Origin of the sequence: Paenarthrobacter nitroguajacolicus, assembly GCF_031455195.1 — a bacterium.
Taxonomy (GTDB): domain Bacteria; phylum Actinomycetota; class Actinomycetes; order Actinomycetales; family Micrococcaceae; genus Arthrobacter; species Arthrobacter nitroguajacolicus_D.
In genome coordinates, this window is record NZ_JAVDSH010000006.1 from 114398 (window position 1) to 131570 (window position 17173).

Genomic DNA, 17173 nt, shown 5'->3' on the forward strand with positions numbered 1-17173 from the left:
CGGCTCTTGCTGCGTCGTCGACGCCCGCGTGCCACGCCCATGAAGCCAGCACGCCAAACCAGCATGAAACCCATAGAAGGTAGACACGTATGACAACGAAGTCCATCGCGGCTCCTGCACCAACGGCCGGACTCGGCCACTCACTCAAACCCCGCCAGCTGACCATGATGGGATTGGGCAGCGCAATCGGCGCGGGCCTCTTCCTCGGATCAGGGGCAGGCGTTCAGGCCGCCGGCCCGGCGGTCCTGATCTCCTATCTTGTTGCAGGAACATTGATCATCCTCGTCATGTGGGCGCTGGGTGAAATGGCAGCCGCCAACCCCAACAGCGGGGCATTCTCGGTCTACGCCGAAAAGGCCCTCGGCAAAACGGCCGGCGGCACCATCGGCTGGCTTTGGTGGCTCCAACTCGTGGTGGTCATCGCCGCTGAAGCCCTCGGCGCGGCAGGGTTGCTGTTTTCCGTCTGGCCGGTTATTCCGGTGTGGGTCCTGGCCCTGGTCTTCATGGTGGTCTTTACCGGGATCAACCTCGTAGGCGTCCGCAACTTTGGCGAGTTCGAATTCTGGTTTGCCATCCTCAAGGTGGCCGCAATCGTGATTTTCCTGCTGATCGGCGCTGCACTGCTCTTTGGCTGGCTGCCGAACGTTACCTCGCCAGGCCTCTCGGCCTTCGGGGATTTCGCTCCCCACGGAATTGGTGGCATCGCCGCCGCACTTTTTGTGGTGATCTTCGCCTTCGGTGGAACTGAGATCGTCAGCGTTGCCGCTGCGGAAACCGAGAACCCCGCCCACAGCGTAGGCAAGGCGATCCGCACCGTGGTGTGGCGCATCCTCGTTTTCTACATCGGTTCGGTCTTCGTCATCGCAGCCGTGCTTCCCGTGGGCTCCGAGGGACTGAAGTCCCCGTTCGCCGGAGTGCTGGATCTGGCGGGAATTCCCGGCGCCGGCGCAGCCATCACCCTGGTAGCCGTTGTCGCACTGCTGTCCGCACTGAACGCCAACCTGTACGGCGCCTCGCGGATGATCTTCTCCCTCTCCGAGCGCGGGGAAGCCCCCCGGCTCCTCTCCCGCCTGAGCGCTTCCAAGGTTCCGGTTGCCGCCGTCGGCGTTTCCGTTGCCTTCGGCTTCATCGCCACCATCCTGGAACTGCTGTTCCCCGACAAGATCCTGCCGGCGCTCCTGAACCTGGTCGGCTCTACTTGCCTGATGGTCTGGGGCACGGCGCTGGTGTCCCAGTTCATCCTGCGCCGCAGGGCGGACCGGGAAGGGACCGAACTGCCGCTGCGGATGAAGGGCTTCCCCTACCTCACCATTGTTGGCCTGGTCCTGCTGGGCGTCATCCTCGTGGTGGGCTTCGCCAACCCGGAAAGCGCCGGTCAGTTGGTAGGCACCTTCCTGCTGATCCTCGCGATCGCAGCCGGCTGCTTCGTCAACGCCAAGGCAAAAGCCACCAAGGCGGCAGCGCGGGGCTAACAGCCTCCTGCTAACCCGCAACCAGAAGCCCTGCACAGTTTGTACTGCGCAGGGCTTCTGCATGTGCCCAAATTGTACAAAGTGTTCCGTTTGAAGTGAGCTGATTGCGCACAGCCAAGCCTGGTGACTAGGGTCACAGCCATGACTATCAAAGCTGTGCAGGGAGCCGTCGATGATGACGCGGCCCCGCTCACCCATCATCAACTCCGTGAGCTGTACACCCTGATGGCAGCAGTCCGTCACCTGGACACTGCCGCCGTCGCCTGGCAGCGGCAGGGCATCATTCCCGGCTACGCCCCCGAACTTGGCCAGGAGGCCGCACAGGTGGGCAGCGGCTACGCCGTGGACCGCACCCGCGACTTCGTCTTTCCCACCTACCGGGAAATGGGCGTTGCACGCGCCATGGGCCTGGACATGGTCGGTTACATGTCCACGCATAAGGCAACCTGGCACGGCGGCATGTACAACCCGCTTGAATCCAGGTTCGCACCCATCCAGGCAGTGGTTGCGGGCTCTGTCCTTCACGCGGTCGGATGGGCCCATGGCCAGACCCTCGGCGGAGCCCAAGAGAAGGGCGTTGCCATGACGTACTTCGGTGACGGCGCTTCGTCCCAGGGTGACGTCCACGAAGCCATGAACTTCGCCGCCGTCATGAAAGCCCCGGTGGTGTTCTTCGTCCAAAACAACGGCTGGGCCATCTCCGTCCCGACGGAGCGGCAGGTTGCCGGCGGCTCCGTCGCGGCGCGCGCTGCCGGGTACGGCATCCCGTCCCTTCAAGTGGACGGCAACGACGTAGTTGCCGTCTTCGAGGCCACCCGTTCCGCTTTCGCACATTGCCGTGCCGGCAACGGCCCCGTGGTGATCGAAGCCATGACCTACCGCCGCGGCCCACACTCCACCGCCGACGATCCCGGCAGGTACCGCACGCTGGACGAGGAACGGCTCGGAGCGGGCGAAGATCCGCTTGAACGCTTCAAGCAGCGCCTGCTCGCGGACGGGGTAGCCGATGAGGCCTTCTTCGCCGAGGCTCAGCGTAAGGCTGCAGAAGAAGAGGAAACCATCCGGGCCGGAATCGCAGACCTCGGCCCACGGCCGGGAGCAGAAATGTTCAGCCTGGTCTTTCAGGAACCAACGCCCGCCCTCCAGTCCCAGGCCACCGAGTGGCGCAAGGAGTCCGAACATGCCTGAGACCACCACCGCAGAGCCCACGGCAACTACCGCCGTCGGCATCCAACAGCTTTCCATGCAGCAGGCCCTCAACCAAGCACTGGACGAAATCCTCGCCGACAATCCCAAGACCGTGATCTTTGGAGAGGACTGCGGTCAGCTGGGCGGAGTCTTCCGCATCACCGACGGCCTCCAGGCCAAGCACGGCGAGGCCCGCGTCTTCGACACCCCCCTTGCCGAGTCGGGCATCCTCGGCATGTCGGTTGGCCTGGCCATGGCCGGCTTCCATCCCATCCCCGAGGTCCAGTTTGACGGTTTCGCCTACCCGGCCATCAACCAGATCGTCTGCCAGATCGCCCGGATGAACTACCGGAGCCGCGGCACCCTGCCCATGCCGATCACGCTGCGCGTCCCCAGCTTCGGCGGCATCCGCGCCCCTGAACACCATGGCGAAAGCCTTGAAGCACTCTTCGCCCACGTGCCAGGCCTGAAAGTGGTCTCGCCGTCGAACCCCCACGACGCTTACCACCTCCTCAAGTACGCTGCCACCCGGCCGGATCCCGTCATCTTCATGGAACCGAAGTCCCGGTACTGGCAAAAGGGACCGGTGGACGTCGCGTCCGCGGACCCGGACACAGCAGCGCACGACGGCGGAACGGACGACGCCGGCAGCCTCACCGGTGCCCGGGTGGCCAGGGAAGGCCGTCACGTGACGCTGGTGGCTTGGGGCGCCATGGTCTCCCGTTGCCTCCAAGTGGCTGAACTGGCAGCCGAGGACGGTATCGACATCGAAGTCCTGGACCTGCGCTGGCTCAAACCCATCGATGCCGAAGCCCTGGCGACATCCGTGGGAAAGACCCGGCGCGCCGTCGTCGTCCACGAAGCGCCGCTCACCTCTGGCCTCGGCGCCGAAGTTGCGCAACTGATCACCCAGAGCTGTTTCGCAACACTCAAGGCACCGGTGGAGCGTGTGACCGGCTTCGACGTCCCTTACCCCTCCGGGGACCTGGAGGACGAATACATCCCCAACATCGATCGCATCCTCTTTGGGATCCAACGCGTACTGGAGTACCGCCGTGGCTGAAATTTCCTTCCCGCTCCCCGATCTGGGCGAAGGCCTCATCGAAGCAACCGTGCTGGAGTGGCTGGTGGAACCCGGCCAACAGGTGGAACGCAACCAGGCGATTGTCGAGCTCGAAACCAGCAAGTCAGCCCTCGAATTGCCCAGCCCGCAGGCAGGTAAAGTGGTGCGTATTCACGGGGCGCCCGGTGACACCATCAACGTTGGCGAGCCGCTGATAGTGTTCGAGGTTCCGGATGACACCGCTGGGATCGTGGGCACTGTTCCGAAGGACGAAGCACCCAAGCGCCGGGTCCGCCTGAGCGCCGTACTCGATGAGGACTGACACCATGACCGGCAGGCACACCGTGGAACACAGCAGGCACACCGTGGAGGGCACGGATCCCGGACTGTTCGTGGAAGTCCATGAGCCAGCTGCCGATGCCGGGCTACGGCCCGTGCTGCTGATCCACGGGTTCTCCTCGTCCAGCAAGCTGAACTGGGTAGACAGCGGCTGGGTTGCCACCCTCCAGGACGCCGGCCGCAGGGTGATCACCGTGGACCTTCCCGGCCACGGCCGAAGCCACTCCCCCGAGGATTTGGACTCGTACACGCCCAGCCGCATCCGCGCGGACCTCCTTCAGATAGTCACCGACGTCGGTGCCCGGCCGCTGCGCGACGGCGACCCGACCACCGGACTGGACATCATCGGTTATTCGCTGGGATCCCGGCTTGCGTGGGAGTTCGGCGCGACCCAGCCGGACCTGGTCCACCGGATCGTGCTGGGTGGTCCGAGCTCGGCCGATCCTTTGGCCACGTTCGACCTCGCGGCCGCGCAGCGGCACTTGGCCGACGGCACGCCCATCTCGGACGAATCGACGGCAGGACTGCTGAAGATGGCGCAAATGCTGCCGAGCAATAACCTGTTCGCACTGCTCTCACTCATCGAGGCCATCAAGGGGGAACCGTTCGATCCCGCCGAGGCGGCGCCGCATATGCCCCTCCTGCTGGTTGCCGGCGAGAAGGACGAACGTGCCGCGACGATGCCGGAACTGGCCTCCATTGCAGGCAAGCACGGGGGCATGGTCGAGAGCCTGGTGATTCCGGGGCGGACGCACACGAACGTGGTGACAAGCCGGGCCTTCAAGGAAGCCGCGCTCGAATTTCTGGGAGTGTAGGGCCCACGCTCGTTGCAGGCGGCTGGTGCTGCTGGCTGAGGTCAGCGGGCCAGCCGCTCTGCATTAAGGCTCATGCGCTCCAAGACGCTCAACGCCATGGCGTACTCGTCGATACCGATGCCCATGGACAAATCCTGGCGGGCGTTTTCCACGAGCCGTTGGGCTTCGTGGTACGTATCCCGGCCCCGCTCGCTGAGCGTCAGCCGTTCATCGATCATGGTAATCAATCCGCGGCCCACCAAGGCCGCCAGCTCCCGCTCGCGCAAACGGGTATCGCCGCCCCACAGGGGTTGCAGGGTTTCCTCCAGGTGATCAGGAAGCATGGCGCCCCCTGAGAGGGTTCCAAGGGTATGCCACTGACGCCTGCTGAGTTTGATCCGCGCCAACGTCCTGTCCAACTGGACGTCCAACGCAGCGTCGAGCCTCTTGATCCAGTATCCGATGGGCTTGTTCACAAGGCCATGCTTTCAGTGGAGGCGTCCCCCGGCAAGGCATGGACGGTAGGCTTGGCAATGCAACGAATTTCGTGGAAGTGGAGCAGATGGGCATGCGTTTCAAGGACCGCGCGGAAGCCGGTCGCCGCCTGGCTGAAGGGCTCCCCCAGCTCAGGGAACGCCCGGACACCATAGTGCTGGGCCTCGCCCGTGGCGGGATTCCCGTGGCCGCTGCCGCGGCCTCCGAACTTTACCTGCCCTTCGGAGCCGTGCTGGTCCGTAAGCTCGGCATTCCGGGCCGGGACGAGACCGCCTTCGGAGCCTTGGCATGGTCCAACGGGGACGTCCTGCGAATCGTCAACAAGCCGCTCAAGGAACTCATTCTCTCCCGCGGCATTTCCCAGTCCGCGCTTGACGCCGTGGAAGCCCACGAGCGCTCTGAACTCCTTCGACGGGCAAGGCAGTACCCGGGAACCAGCCATGACCTCCGGGACAAGACCGTGGTCCTGGCGGACGACGGACTCGCCACGGGAGCCACCATGCGCGCTGCCGTGGAAGCCGTCCGCGCCAGCGGGGCCAGCACCGTGATAGCGGCCGTTCCGGTGGCATCACTCGAGGCGTCAACGTCCCTGGGCCGGGTATGCGACTATGTGTTTGCCCTGCACACACCCGGTAAGTTCCACGCAGTCGGCGCCTTCTACGAACGGTTCGAGCAGTTGTCCGACGCCGACGTCGTGAGCCAACTGGAAGGTGCCGGTTCCAACGGTCGGCGGTAACCGCCGTCGTGATGCGCCAAACCCGGACGAAACAAAAGGGTGCGGCCCCTAAGGACCGCACCCCTTGAATGCGCATGCAGCGGAAAATGCCTAGTGGTGAACGCTGTAGCCCAGCGGCCGCCCCTTGGTCTCCTTGGCGAGGATGACGCCTACCGAGGAGATGATGCAGAGGCCCATGATGTACAGCCCAACTGAACCCGACCATTTAGTGGAATCCAGGAGTGCCTGCGCAATCAGCGGAGCGAAAGCACCGCCCAGGATGGCGCCCAGGGCGTAACCGATGGAGATGCCGGAGTAGCGGACCTGCGCCGGGAACATCTCGGCGTACATCGCAGACATCGGGCCATAGGAGAGTCCCAGCCCGATGGTCAGGACGAACAGGGCTGTTCCGTACAGCACGATGTCCTTGGAATCGATGAGCACGAACATGGGGATCATCCAGGCGAAGACAAGCCCGTAACCGATCAGGAAGGTCTTCACTCGTCCAATCCTGTCCGAAAGCCAACCGCCCACCATGGTGAAGATGAGCCAGCCGAAGGATGCGATGGTGGTGGCAAGCAAAACCTGGGGCGCAGGCATCTTGAGGGTCTTGGTGGCGTAGGAGATGAAGAAGGCAATCAGCAGGTAGCCGGCGGCATTGTTGGCGATGAAGATGAGGGCCGCAAGCACAACTTCCTTCTTGTTCCTGCGGAAGAGTTCACCCAATGGCGCCTTGCTCTCCGCTTTGCGCTGGGCGAGTTCCTTGAACACCGGGCTCTCGCCAACGGCGCGGCGGATGAGGTAGCCCACCACGATCAGGACCACGGACAGCAGGAACGGAACACGCCAACCCCAGGTAGCAAAATCCTCCTTGGACATTCCCGACTGCAGGAAGAACAGCAGCCCGGTAGCAAGAATCATGCCGATGGGCACGCCGATCTGCGGGTAGGCGCCAAAGAGGCCGCGTTTCTGGATAGGCGCATGTTCCACGGCCATCAGGGCCGCTCCGCCCCACTCGCCGCCTGCCGAGAAACCCTGGAGAACGCGCAGGAAGATCAGCAGTACCGGGGCCCAGAGTCCGATGGTGTCGTATGTGGGAAGGACACCGATCAGGGCGGTGGCTGCACCCATCATGACGAGCGTCATGACGAGCACGGCTTTGCGCCCCATCCTGTCGCCCAAGTGCCCGGCCACGAAAGCTCCCAGCGGACGGAACAGGAAACTGATGCCGATCGTGGCGAAGGACAGGAGCTGCGCTACACCCGGGTTGGACTTCTCCAGGGGAGAAAGGAACAACGGAGCCAACAAGGTAGCCGTGAGCTGGGCGAAGATGAAGAAGTCGTACCACTCGATGGTGGTGCCCACCAGTGTCCCGGCAAGTACGCGGCGCTCTTCGCGTTTACTGCTGGGGCCTGACGTTGAGTCGACAGTGGAAGTTGCGGTCATTGGAACTCCATGTGGGGTGAGAGTGCTGGTCAGCGCGTGACTTATATAAACCGACAGAACGGTCAGTTAGGAAAGAATACTACACGCTGTGACCCAAAGCACAGGTCCACGCCAAGGCCGGGCCAACATAGGATGGTTCGCATGAATCCCCGCAGCGACACCCAGGGCACCACCGACGCATCCACCCAGGCGCCGCCGTCGCAAACCCTCTCCCGGGGCATCCGCGCGCTGGAAATTCTCGCAGCAGCCGAGCGCCCCCTCAGCATCGCGGAGCTAACCGAGGCACTCGGAGTGCACCGCTCGGTGGCCTACCGCATCCTGAGGACCCTCGAGGACCATTCGCTCCTGGTCCGCGACGACTCCGGACGGGTCCAGCCCGGGCCGGGATTGGCCGTGTTGGCCCGGGGCGTGTCAAGGAACCTGCAAACAGCATCCCTCCCCGAATTGACCCAGCTGGCAAACGAACTGCACATGACCGCCTTCGTCGCGGTCTGGGACCACCAGGAATGCGTCACACTGGTCACGGTCGAGCCGCGCCACTCCGGCGCGACACTCGCCCAGCACCCCGGGAGCCGGCACCCCGTCGGCACGGGCGCCCCGGGGATCGCCATCCAGTCCAGCATGACCGAGGAACGCTGGCAGCAGTTGGGCGCAGGCATTCCCTACCGGGAAGAGGCCCGGGAGGCCCGTCGCCTCGGCTACGCCACCAGCCACGACGAAGTCATCGCCGGACTATCCTCCATTGCCGCTCCCATCCGGGTTCCAGGCGGACGGCCGGCCGCGATCGCCGTCGTCTACATCCGCCTGGACCAGGATCCGGACGCCGTAGGCCAGGCCTTGGCCGCCAGCGCCGCGCGCATCGAAAGCCAACTCGCCTGAAGCTTTCCTTACAGGTCAAGCAGCGTGCCCCACAGCACAAGACGACAGCCACGGCCGGACCGAATACTCGAAGAAGGACCGGACACGCTGTCCCGTCCTTCTCCCGAGACTGAGAAGGAACCATGAGCCTGAATCTTCTTGACACCTCCAACTGGCTGCCTTTGGATGGCCTGGCACCTGGCTTCGACGCCAACAAAGCCCCCACCGTGCAGGACCTTGCCGGGCAACGGTTCTCCGTCCACAGCGACGGCGGATCCATGACGTTCAGCTTCGACGACGAAGCCGTGCAATGGTCTGCGGCGGGACATGCCGGAACATCCACGTATGAGGCCTTTGCCGTGGCCGAAGATCTGTACTACGCCCAATGGCAGAGCGACCTGGAGCCGGAACTCGCCGTTTCCCTGGTCCTGGACCTTACCCACGGCCGGGCACTCTACATCGGCGCCCTCCTTGGCAGGGCAACTCCTTCCAGCGTTGCCGTCAGTCACGATTTCCGTCCGGGCACCCTTGACGGATACCAGGCCACTGGCCCTGACATCGCTGAAAGCACCGGACTCATCGGGCGCCGCGTTCAATGGGTCTACAGCGGATCGCATGCGTACGAGCACATCTACCTCAGCCCCACTTGGTACACCTGGCAATGCCTGGCAGGTCCGGAGCGCGGATTGGCGGACACCGATTCCAACACGGTCTTCGAGGTCCGCCCCGGGATTTTCGTGTTCACATGGCGGGAGAAAGTCATTCCATGCGGCTCCGTCACGGTCGCCGACCACCGGGACCCCCACTCCATCCGCTCCCACGGCAGCCTTTTCGGCTGGGATGAGGCAGGCACCGCCCCCGTGCACTTCACCTTCGGTGCCTACGGCCGCCTGATCAGCATGACCCGGCACAGCCCCGAACTGGACCCGGCTCAAGGGCTCTAACCCCCAGGAGGCAGACCCGGCACAAGGAAGCCCCGGCGCGATTCGGATTCGCGCCGGGGCTTCCTTGATGGAACGGGTCAGTCTTCCGCGCCGTGGCCAATCCGGGCGTAGAGCGCCGGCTGCGAGCGCCGGAGGCGAAGGCCCCAGATGATGCCCACAACCCCGGGCAGCAGGACCAGCACGGGCAGGACAAACGTGGCTGGTATCGACTCGGTTTGCCCCAGCAGGACGTTGAAGTTGGTGGTGATGAGCACGAACACGACAGCCAGGAGAACGAACCCCAGGCCCGGGGCGATAACCCTGACCCAAAGGCTTGCCCCGTGCTGCTGCCGGCGGAAGAAGCCGATCACGGCAACCGATACCACGGTCATGAGCAGCACCAGGCCCACGGCGCCGCTGTTGGTCAGCCAAGTGAACATGGTCAGCACCGGGTACAGTTCGCCCAGTTCGGAACCTGATCCCGCGATGGCAAAGGCAACGGTCACGACGACGGCAATCACCGTCTGCGCCAGGGAACCGGCGAATGGCGCCCCACTCTGTGTCCGTACCTTGGCCAGCGCGGCCGGCAGGACCCGTTCGCGGCCGAGGGAGAAGAAGTAGCGCGCCACTGCATTGTGGAAACTGACGAGCGCGGCAAAAAGGCTCGTGACAAACAGGACCTGGGCGATGTCGCTGAGCAGCACGCCCCCATTGGCGCCAAGGAAGGCAAAGATCATATCCGGACCGGAAGTGGCTGCGGTCCCGATGACGGCCGACGGACCCGTTCCCACGGTCATGGCCCAGGCCGACACCGCGTAAAAGACGGCGATGATGCCCACTGCGGCGAAGGTGGCACGGGCAACAGTCCGCTTGGGGTCCTTGGATTCTTCGCCGTAGATGGCAGCCGACTCAAACCCCATGAAGGCGGCGATGCCGAAGGACAGTACTGCGCCGATGCCGGGAACGAACAGGCTCTCCGGGCTGAAGGTCTCTGCGCTGATGCCCTCAGGAGCCACGGCGATGCTGATGACGTCGTAGATGATGACTACCAGGAATTCGAGGGCCACCAGGACACCGAGGACCTTGGCCGACAAATCCACCCTGTTCACGCCCAGCCAACCCACGATCGCGATGCACACCAGCACCGGCACCCACCAGGGAACGCTGACGCCAAGCCGTGCGGAAAGAAGCGATGAGACGGTGAAGCCGAACAGGCCGTAGATCCCTACCTGCATCAGGTTGTAAGCCATCAGGGCAACCAGGGAAGCGCCCACTCCGGCTGGCCTGGAAATGCCCTGCGCTATATACGCGTAGAAGGCTCCGGCGTTGGTGACGTAGCGGCTCATTGCGGCGTACCCCACCGCGAACAGCGCCAATATTCCGCCCAGGAGCAGGAAGGACAGCGGGACGCCCGTCACTCCCGTGACCGCGAACGTGGTGGTCACTCCGCCCGCCAGGACGGTCAGCGGCGCAGAGGCCGCGATGATCATGAAAGTCACTGCCGGTACGCCAAGCCGCCTCTTGGTGACGGCGGCCGCGGTGGTCCGGCCCTTAACGGGGTTGTCCACGCTCATAGTGTGCTCCTGCCTCGGTGCCGCGGGAGAGTGCGCGGCACGGTGTTCGTCATTCCGCAATCTTCCACCGCCGCAGGGTCGCGTGACTTGTCTCACACGGCAAGGTGTTTGTCGCTGCACGCACGCACGGCACCGCATGTTCCCCGGTGTAGAATCGTGGGCAAGCTCACGTCCGCAGTGCCGGCCCTTCCGGCCCACTGGCAGCGGCGCCGCGGGCCTTTGAAAGGGAGATTGATGACCGTCGCGGCCGAAACCGGCCCCGCAACCGTGGAAACCATCGTGGCGGAGTCGTTCCAGGAGTGGAGCAGGGCAATCTCCGCGTCCTTCGTGCCATTGGTGGCTCAAGGCCCCCGCAATTCGGCCTTCCACGGAACCATGCGCGCACGCGTCCTAGGCGAGATCTCCGTGGTGGAAATCACCGCCGGACCCCATACTGTCCTGCGCACGCCGGAGCTGATTGCCAAGTCCACCGGCCGCTTCTTCAAACTCAGCATCCAGCTCAGCGGCTCCGGCCGCCTGGTACAGGATGAACGCGAAGCCGTCTTACGCCCTGGCGACCTCTCCATTTACGACACCTCCCGCCCATACCAACTAACCTTCGACGACGACTTCCGCACCTTGGTGCTCATGTTCCCGCACGTTCTGCTGGACCTGCCTGCAGAGGCCATGGGCCATGTGACAGCTTTGCGGATCCCCGGTGACGAGGGGCTCGGCGAACTCATCAGCCCCTTCCTGGTGAAACTGGCCGACAACCTTGAGGTCTTGTCGGGCACCAATGGACTCCGGTTGGTCCACAATGCCCTGGACCTGGTGACAACGCTCTTCAACGGCGAACTCGACCAACTGATCGAGACGGGCCGCGATCCCCATCTCCTGTTGCTGGGCCGCATCCACGACTACATCGAAGCCAACCTCGGCGATCCTGGCCTCTCCCCCGGAACCATCGCCGCAGCCCACTACATCTCCACCCGCCACCTGCACGACCTCTTCCAGGAGATCGGCACCACGGTAGCTTCGTCGATCCGGCAACGGCGGCTGGAGCGATGCCGCCGCGACCTGATGGACCCAGTACTGGCAGAACGCCCCGTCACAGCCATCGCAGCGCGGTGGGGGTTCACCGACGCCGCCCATTTCAGCCGCATCTTCAGGGCTGCTTTCGGCAACTCCCCCACCGGCTACCGCAACAGCCGCTGACGGCTGCCTGGACCGGAATCCCGGCAGCCGGCGTCGGGCGTTCGGCTATGCAGCCGCCGTCGGGGCCGTCCCTTGGTCTGCGAGGTTGGCCATCTCATCCAGCATTGTCCGCAACAAACGGTCCTCCAATCCTGCAAAGGCCGGATCCCCGGCGCGGTTGAGCAACTCCCCGGGATCGGCGCGGTGATCGTACAGTTCAGCAATGTCCGTGCCGAAGTACCGCGTCAACCGGCCCTCGGAGGTGATGACTGTACGCATGCGCACCGGTCCGGGCAGTCCTTCCAAACCAAACGGCTGCTCCTCCTCCACCAGCAGGGCCTCACGATGTTGCTCCGTACCTCCCCGCAGCAGCGGCACCAGCGAGCGCCCTTGGATCCCCCGGTAGCATTCGGAGCCGGTGAGCTCAAGCAGGGTCGGGGCGACGTCAGCGCTGGAAACCAAGGCGCCCGTGCGGAGCGGTGGGGTGCCGGGCACATGCACCACCAAAGGGACGTTGGTCACCGCCCGGTAGTGGACAAAGTGCTTGAGCATGAGGCCGTGGTCCCCAAACAGGTCACCGTGGTCGCTGGTGAACACCACAATGGTGTCCTCGGCTAGCCCTTGGCGGTCCAGCTCCTCCAGGATCCGGCCGATGTGTTCGTCCATCATGGTGATCAGCCCATACTGCGCGGCGGCGGCGTGCCTGTACTGTTCTTCCGTGGCCGCCCACGTCATGGTCGGGTCGGCGTTGGGTTGGCCGCGGCGCTGGACCATGGTCCTCACGTGCGCCGGCGACGCCGAGTGGTCCTGGTCGAATCCCAGCGGGAGCGGCAAGTCCCCGGGATCGTAGAGGTCCGCATAACCCTCGGGCGGTGAGAAAGGGTGGTGTGGATCGGGGAAGGACACGAACATGAAGAAGGGCTGGTCCTGGCCGGCAGCATCCTTCAGGTGCTCAATGGCCTTCTCGCTCACGTAGCTCGTTGGGTGCACTTCAGCCGGGATGGCCGTCTGGTAGACCTGGTCCCACCCCACGTACTGGCTCGGCGAATGTGCCGGTCCGCCCAGCGTCTCCGGGTCCACCCCCCGCTCCCGGGCCCAGTGCACGTAATGTCCGCCGGGCCGGTCACCGTGGCCAATGACAAGGTCCACATGCTGGTAACCGTAGTAGTCGGCCGGGAGCCCTATGAAACGTTGATCATGGGCTTCGCGGTTCTCCCATTGGTCCCAGCCCTGAGGAAGTGCCTGACGACGGGCGTCGCCAAGGCCCTGGTCCAACATCATGGGGTCGGTGGTCCGGATCTCTTCGGCCTGGTGGGGTTCAAACTCCCATCCCATGTTCTGGTGGTGCAGCTTTCCCACGCCGACGGTCCGGTAGCCACCCGCTGCAAGGGAACCCGGGAGGGTCTGCGTGAGCGGATCAAGAGTGATGCCATTGCACCGCGTCCCGTGCACCGATGGCCACCTGCCGGTCATCAGGCTGGCACGGTTAGGCATGCAGGTGGGGTTGGCCACTGTGGCATTCTCAAAAACAATGCTCTTGGCCGCCAGCGCGTCCAAATGTGGAGTTTTGACCACGCCGTTTCCGCCGAAGCCCAGATGGTCAGCCCGCAGTTGGTCGGCGATGATGAACAGCACGTTGGGCCGGCGGCTTGCGGACTCCGTGCACTGCCGCGTCACGCGGGCCTCTTGATGAGGGAAAGGACCTCGGTGCGCTGGCGTGCGAACTCCGGCAGTGAGCGCGTGGCGATCTGTTCACGCGGCGACGGCAGTTCCACGTCCACGATTTTCAGCACACTTGCCGGACGCGAACCCAGGACCACCACACGGTCTGCAAGGTACACCGCCTCGTCAATGTCGTGTGTCACCACCAGGATGGTCATGTTGAAGTCGGACCGGATCTTCAGGCACAGGTCCTCCAGGTCAAAACGGGTTTGGGCGTCCACTGAGGCGAAAGGCTCGTCCATGATGAGGATCTCAGGCCGGTATGCCAACGCCCGGGCGATAGCGACCCGTTGCTGCATGCCGCCTGACAGCTGCCAGGGGTACTGGTTGTCGGCGTGGGCCAGTCCGACGGCGGCCAGGGCGCTGTCGCAGCGCTCCTTCAGTTCCGCCGGGGACAACTTGAGATGACGCAGCGGAAGCACCAGGTTCTTCCGGACAGTCAGCCAGGGCATGAGCGATCGGTTGTAATCCTGGAAGACCAAGGCCATTTCCGGCGGCGGCCCACTGATGGTCCGGCCATCGATGGCGGCCCGCCCGCTGCTGGCCGGATGGAGCCCGGCCAAGCACTTCAGGAGGGTCGTCTTTCCGACGCCGGAAGGGCCGACGATGCAGACAACTTCGCCGGCGTCCACAGTGAACGTCAGGTCCTGGATGACTGTGTGTACTCTAGCGCCGCTGCCGTACGTCTTAGCCAGGTGCGCCACGTCCAACCGTGGAGTGGCCGCACTGATGCTGGTTTCTGGTTGCTGTGCCATGGTGGGCTTTCTGTTTCGGGTACGAAGTGCCAGGGCCTGCCGGTTGCTCATGCGGCACGCGCCATGCGACGTGAACCGATGTACCAGGACAGAACCCTGCGCTTAAGAAGACTGAAAAGGATGTTGACCAGGAATCCAATAACGCCAAGGAGCAGGATCCCGGCCCACATGTCAGCGGTCATGAAGCTCTGCTGGGCCAGCAGGGTCATGGCCCCGATTCCTTGGGAACTGCCCAGCATCTCGCTGGCGATCATTACGATGAAGGCCACCTGGAGGCTGACCTGGAGCCCGGAAAAGATCTGCGGCGTCGCGGCGGGCAGGAGGACGTTCAGGACCCGCTCCCGGCGCGTGAGCCGATAGACCCTGGTGACGTCCAGCAGGTCGCTGCTGACACTGCGGATGCCGTCCACGGTCGCGATCATCGTGGGGAACAGGGCCGCCAAGGCGATGCTGGTTACCCGCATCTGCGTACCGAAGCCGATGAGGGAGATGAAGATCGGCACCAGCGCCACCGGAGGGATCCCCCGGAGGAAATGGATCAACGGATCGATCATCCACCGGACGGGAGGAACAAGTGCGGTCACGAATCCGAGCACGATCCCGGCCACTGCCGCGATGGCGAAGCCAACGAACAGGTTTCCCAGGCTGAGCAGGACATCGGATTGGAAGTGGTCAAAGAGCCAAAGCTCCTGGAAACGGACCACAATGGTTTCCAGCGGTGGGAAGAAGGGATCGATGGAGTTCGCGGATAAGAACCACCAGGCCACCAACAGCAGCACGGGAGTGCCGCCCCCGATCACCCAATGACGCATTCTGATGTTGCTCATGCGGGCACCCCTTCCCGATAGGACTCATGCCAGTGCAGAACCCTGCGTTCGGCCAGGCGGGTGGCACCTTGGAACAGGAGGCCCAGGACACCCAGGACAATCACCAATCCGTAGAGGCTGGCGTAGTCCCCGGCTGCCTGGGCCTGGTAGATCGCCTGGCCGAGCCCCGGACCGCCCCCGAGGAGCCCCGCAACCACAGTGACAACCAAAGCAGCGGGCGCGGCCACCCGCATCGCTGTTCCGATGTACGGCATAGCACTGGGCAGAACCACCCTGGCCAGGATTTCGCCCTCTCCCATGCCATAGGACCGGGCAGTATCCCGTGCCACGGGATCGGTTCCCTGCACACCGTCAACGGTCTGCATGACGATCGGGAGCAAGCACCCGAACACAACGAGGAACAGCGACATCTCAGCTGTGGGGCCCAGGACCAGGACCGCAAGGGGAAGGATGACGATCGGCGGGACCGGTTTGAGGAACTCCAGCACAGCCAGCGTGGCGAAACGGACGGCTTCGAAGCTGCCTACCAGCAGGCCGATGGCCACTCCGGCCACGGCAGCCAAGGCCAACGCGAACAATGCGATACCAATGGTGGCGCCCAAGGACGACCAAAACGTGCCCGTGCCCAGGATGCCGGCGAGCGCGGTGAAGACCGTGGTGGCTGCCGGCAGGGCGTTTCCGGCCACCTTGGCCTCGGCCAGGAGCTGCCAAAGAACAAGGACTCCCGCTACGCCCACGGCACTGAACGCGTAGGGTCGGATGGATCCTTTCATGCTGAATCTCCCATCGCTTTCCTGGCCTACTTTCCGACAATCAGGTCAGCGGGCAACTTCACAGGTGCGCTCAGGAAGCCCAGGTCTGCAAGGTTCTTGTTGGCACGCTCGATGTCTTCCCTGCGCACCTCTTCCGGCCAGAAGTTCACTGCGCCGGACTTGACGACGTCCAGCGGAGTTTTGGTGATCTCGGCGCTGAGCTGCTGCGCTTCATCGATGTGGCCGTTGGCATAGGCGTTGGCTTTGTAGATCGCCTTCTGGAAACCTGCCAGCGCCTTCTGTTTGGACGTGACCGTGGAGGCCCCGGCAACCCAAAGGCCGATGGCTCCCTGTTCGAAGAATTCGACGCCGGGAGATGCCAGCAGTTGGTTGCCTTCGGATACGCCCTTGGACGTGAAGGGTGCCACCAGCGATGCCGCATCGACGCGTCCCGAGTTAAGCGATTGGAGGGCCGAGGAAGGGTCCAGCACCATCCAGTTCACCTTGGCGGGATCTCCTCCGTCGTCTTTGACAAGTTTGCTGACTGTGACCTCCAGCTGGGCCTTCCGTGCAGGAACGCTCACACTCTTGCCCTCGAGGTCCTTCGGCCGGGCGATGTCTGAGGCCTTGCGGACCAGGAGCCCAGTGTCATCCACGCGGTTGAGGTCGCTGGATGCTCCTGCTCCATCCTTGTAGCCGTCCGCGGCGGCGACGATTTTCAGCGGCACGTTCTGGCTCAACGCATTCAGGAGCGGAATGGAGGGCGTGTAGGTGAGATCGATCTGTCCGCTCTGGGCCGCCGCTATTCCGGCAGGAGGGTTGGCTATGACGGAGATCTCAACGTTGAGACCCTGCTCCTTGAAATAGCCTTTGTCGACCGCAAGGCGGATACCTGCGTCGGAACCGATGCCGATGGTACCCACCTTCAATGTGGTGGTCCCGTCAGCGGCCGGGGTGGCCGCAGGGCCCGACCCGCTTCCGCAGGCTGCAAGCGCCAGGGACAGGACCGCGGCCAGGGCCAAAGGAATACTGCGTCTCATGTGGTGCTCCTTAATAACGAATTCATTAGCGAAGTGG

Annotated in this window: 17 protein-coding genes; 9 read left to right on the top strand and 8 right to left on the bottom strand. The window is 64.0% G+C overall.

The window, feature by feature from the left end; translation table 11 throughout:
* Window positions 1-89: 89 nt before the first annotated feature.
* The 5 genes from J2Y68_RS14370 (at window position 90) to J2Y68_RS14390 (ending at window position 4877) form a co-directional block, all read left to right on the top strand.
* Window positions 90-1472, top strand: coding sequence for an amino acid permease (locus J2Y68_RS14370; protein ID WP_309994440.1), 1383 nt, complete (start codon window positions 90-92; stop codon window positions 1470-1472).
* A 141-nt stretch (window positions 1473-1613) separates the two neighbouring features.
* Complete coding sequence (locus tag J2Y68_RS14375) at window positions 1614-2660, top strand: thiamine pyrophosphate-dependent enzyme (protein WP_309994441.1); 1047 nt, start codon at window positions 1614-1616, stop codon at window positions 2658-2660.
* Window positions 2653-3723, top strand: a complete 1071-nt coding sequence (locus tag J2Y68_RS14380; protein WP_309994442.1) for an alpha-ketoacid dehydrogenase subunit beta — start codon at window positions 2653-2655, stop codon at window positions 3721-3723. The genes J2Y68_RS14375 and J2Y68_RS14380 overlap by 8 nt, the downstream gene beginning before the upstream one ends.
* Complete coding sequence (locus J2Y68_RS14385; RefSeq protein WP_309994443.1) at window positions 3716-4045, top strand: biotin/lipoyl-containing protein; 330 nt, start codon at window positions 3716-3718, stop codon at window positions 4043-4045. Before J2Y68_RS14380 ends, J2Y68_RS14385 begins: the two co-directional genes overlap by 8 nt.
* A gap of 4 nt (window positions 4046-4049) precedes the next feature.
* The gene (locus J2Y68_RS14390) at window positions 4050-4877 is read left to right on the top strand and encodes an alpha/beta fold hydrolase (RefSeq protein ID WP_309994444.1); all 828 of its coding nucleotides are present in this window, start codon (window positions 4050-4052) and stop codon (window positions 4875-4877) included.
* A 41-nt stretch (window positions 4878-4918) separates the two neighbouring features.
* On the opposite strand, the gene J2Y68_RS14395 is transcribed toward J2Y68_RS14390, so the two are convergent.
* Complete coding sequence (locus tag J2Y68_RS14395) at window positions 4919-5332, bottom strand: MarR family transcriptional regulator (protein ID WP_309994445.1); 414 nt, start codon at window positions 5330-5332, stop codon at window positions 4919-4921.
* A gap of 38 nt (window positions 5333-5370) precedes the next feature.
* Between J2Y68_RS14395 and J2Y68_RS14400 the strand changes: the two genes are divergently transcribed.
* Complete coding sequence (locus tag J2Y68_RS14400) at window positions 5371-6087, top strand: phosphoribosyltransferase (RefSeq protein WP_309994446.1); 717 nt, start codon at window positions 5371-5373, stop codon at window positions 6085-6087.
* Between the two features lie 90 nt (window positions 6088-6177).
* Here the strand turns inward: J2Y68_RS14400 and J2Y68_RS14405 are convergent, their stop codons facing one another.
* Window positions 6178-7512 carry an MFS transporter gene (locus J2Y68_RS14405; RefSeq protein ID WP_309994447.1) on the bottom strand — a complete coding sequence of 445 codons (1335 nt, stop codon included), beginning with the start codon at window positions 7510-7512 and terminating at the stop codon, window positions 6178-6180.
* A 132-nt stretch (window positions 7513-7644) separates the two neighbouring features.
* On the opposite strand from J2Y68_RS14405, the gene J2Y68_RS14410 reads away from it, so the two are divergent.
* Window positions 7645-8391: an IclR family transcriptional regulator gene (locus J2Y68_RS14410; RefSeq protein ID WP_211711583.1), complete on the top strand. Its 747-nt coding sequence runs from the start codon at window positions 7645-7647 to the stop codon at window positions 8389-8391.
* Between the two features lie 122 nt (window positions 8392-8513).
* The gene (locus J2Y68_RS14415; RefSeq protein WP_309994448.1) at window positions 8514-9314 is read left to right on the top strand and encodes a MoaF C-terminal domain-containing protein; all 801 of its coding nucleotides are present in this window, start codon (window positions 8514-8516) and stop codon (window positions 9312-9314) included.
* Between the two features lie 77 nt (window positions 9315-9391).
* Here J2Y68_RS14415 and J2Y68_RS14420 read toward each other — a convergent pair whose 3' ends face one another.
* Window positions 9392-10867 carry an APC family permease gene (locus J2Y68_RS14420; RefSeq protein ID WP_309994449.1) on the bottom strand — a complete coding sequence of 492 codons (1476 nt, stop codon included), beginning with the start codon at window positions 10865-10867 and terminating at the stop codon, window positions 9392-9394.
* A gap of 234 nt (window positions 10868-11101) precedes the next feature.
* Between J2Y68_RS14420 and J2Y68_RS14425 the strand changes: the two genes are divergently transcribed.
* On the top strand, window positions 11102-12061 hold the full coding sequence (locus J2Y68_RS14425; protein ID WP_309994450.1) for an AraC-like ligand-binding domain-containing protein: 960 nt from the start codon (window positions 11102-11104) through the stop codon (window positions 12059-12061).
* 45 nt (window positions 12062-12106) lie between these two features.
* Here J2Y68_RS14425 and J2Y68_RS14430 read toward each other — a convergent pair whose 3' ends face one another.
* Genes J2Y68_RS14430 through J2Y68_RS14450 form a run of 5 tightly spaced genes read right to left on the bottom strand, consistent with a single transcriptional unit; the run spans window position 12107 to window position 17136 of the window.
* Window positions 12107-13717 (bottom strand): sulfatase-like hydrolase/transferase, encoded by a 1611-nt coding sequence (locus tag J2Y68_RS14430; RefSeq protein ID WP_309994451.1) that lies wholly within the window; start codon window positions 13715-13717, stop codon window positions 12107-12109.
* Window positions 13714-14568: an ABC transporter ATP-binding protein gene (locus J2Y68_RS14435; protein WP_309994452.1), complete on the bottom strand. Its 855-nt coding sequence runs from the start codon at window positions 14566-14568 to the stop codon at window positions 13714-13716. The genes J2Y68_RS14430 and J2Y68_RS14435 overlap by 4 nt, the downstream gene beginning before the upstream one ends.
* A complete protein-coding gene (locus J2Y68_RS14440; RefSeq protein WP_309994453.1) occupies window positions 14565-15344 on the bottom strand; it encodes an ABC transporter permease in 780 nt (259 codons plus the stop codon). Before J2Y68_RS14440 ends, J2Y68_RS14435 begins: the two co-directional genes overlap by 4 nt.
* Window positions 15341-16117: an ABC transporter permease gene (locus J2Y68_RS14445; RefSeq protein ID WP_309994454.1), complete on the bottom strand. Its 777-nt coding sequence runs from the start codon at window positions 16115-16117 to the stop codon at window positions 15341-15343. Before J2Y68_RS14445 ends, J2Y68_RS14440 begins: the two co-directional genes overlap by 4 nt.
* 26 nt (window positions 16118-16143) lie before the next feature.
* Window positions 16144-17136 (bottom strand): ABC transporter substrate-binding protein, encoded by a 993-nt coding sequence (locus tag J2Y68_RS14450; RefSeq protein ID WP_309994455.1) that lies wholly within the window; start codon window positions 17134-17136, stop codon window positions 16144-16146.
* Window positions 17137-17173 lie beyond the last annotated feature (37 nt).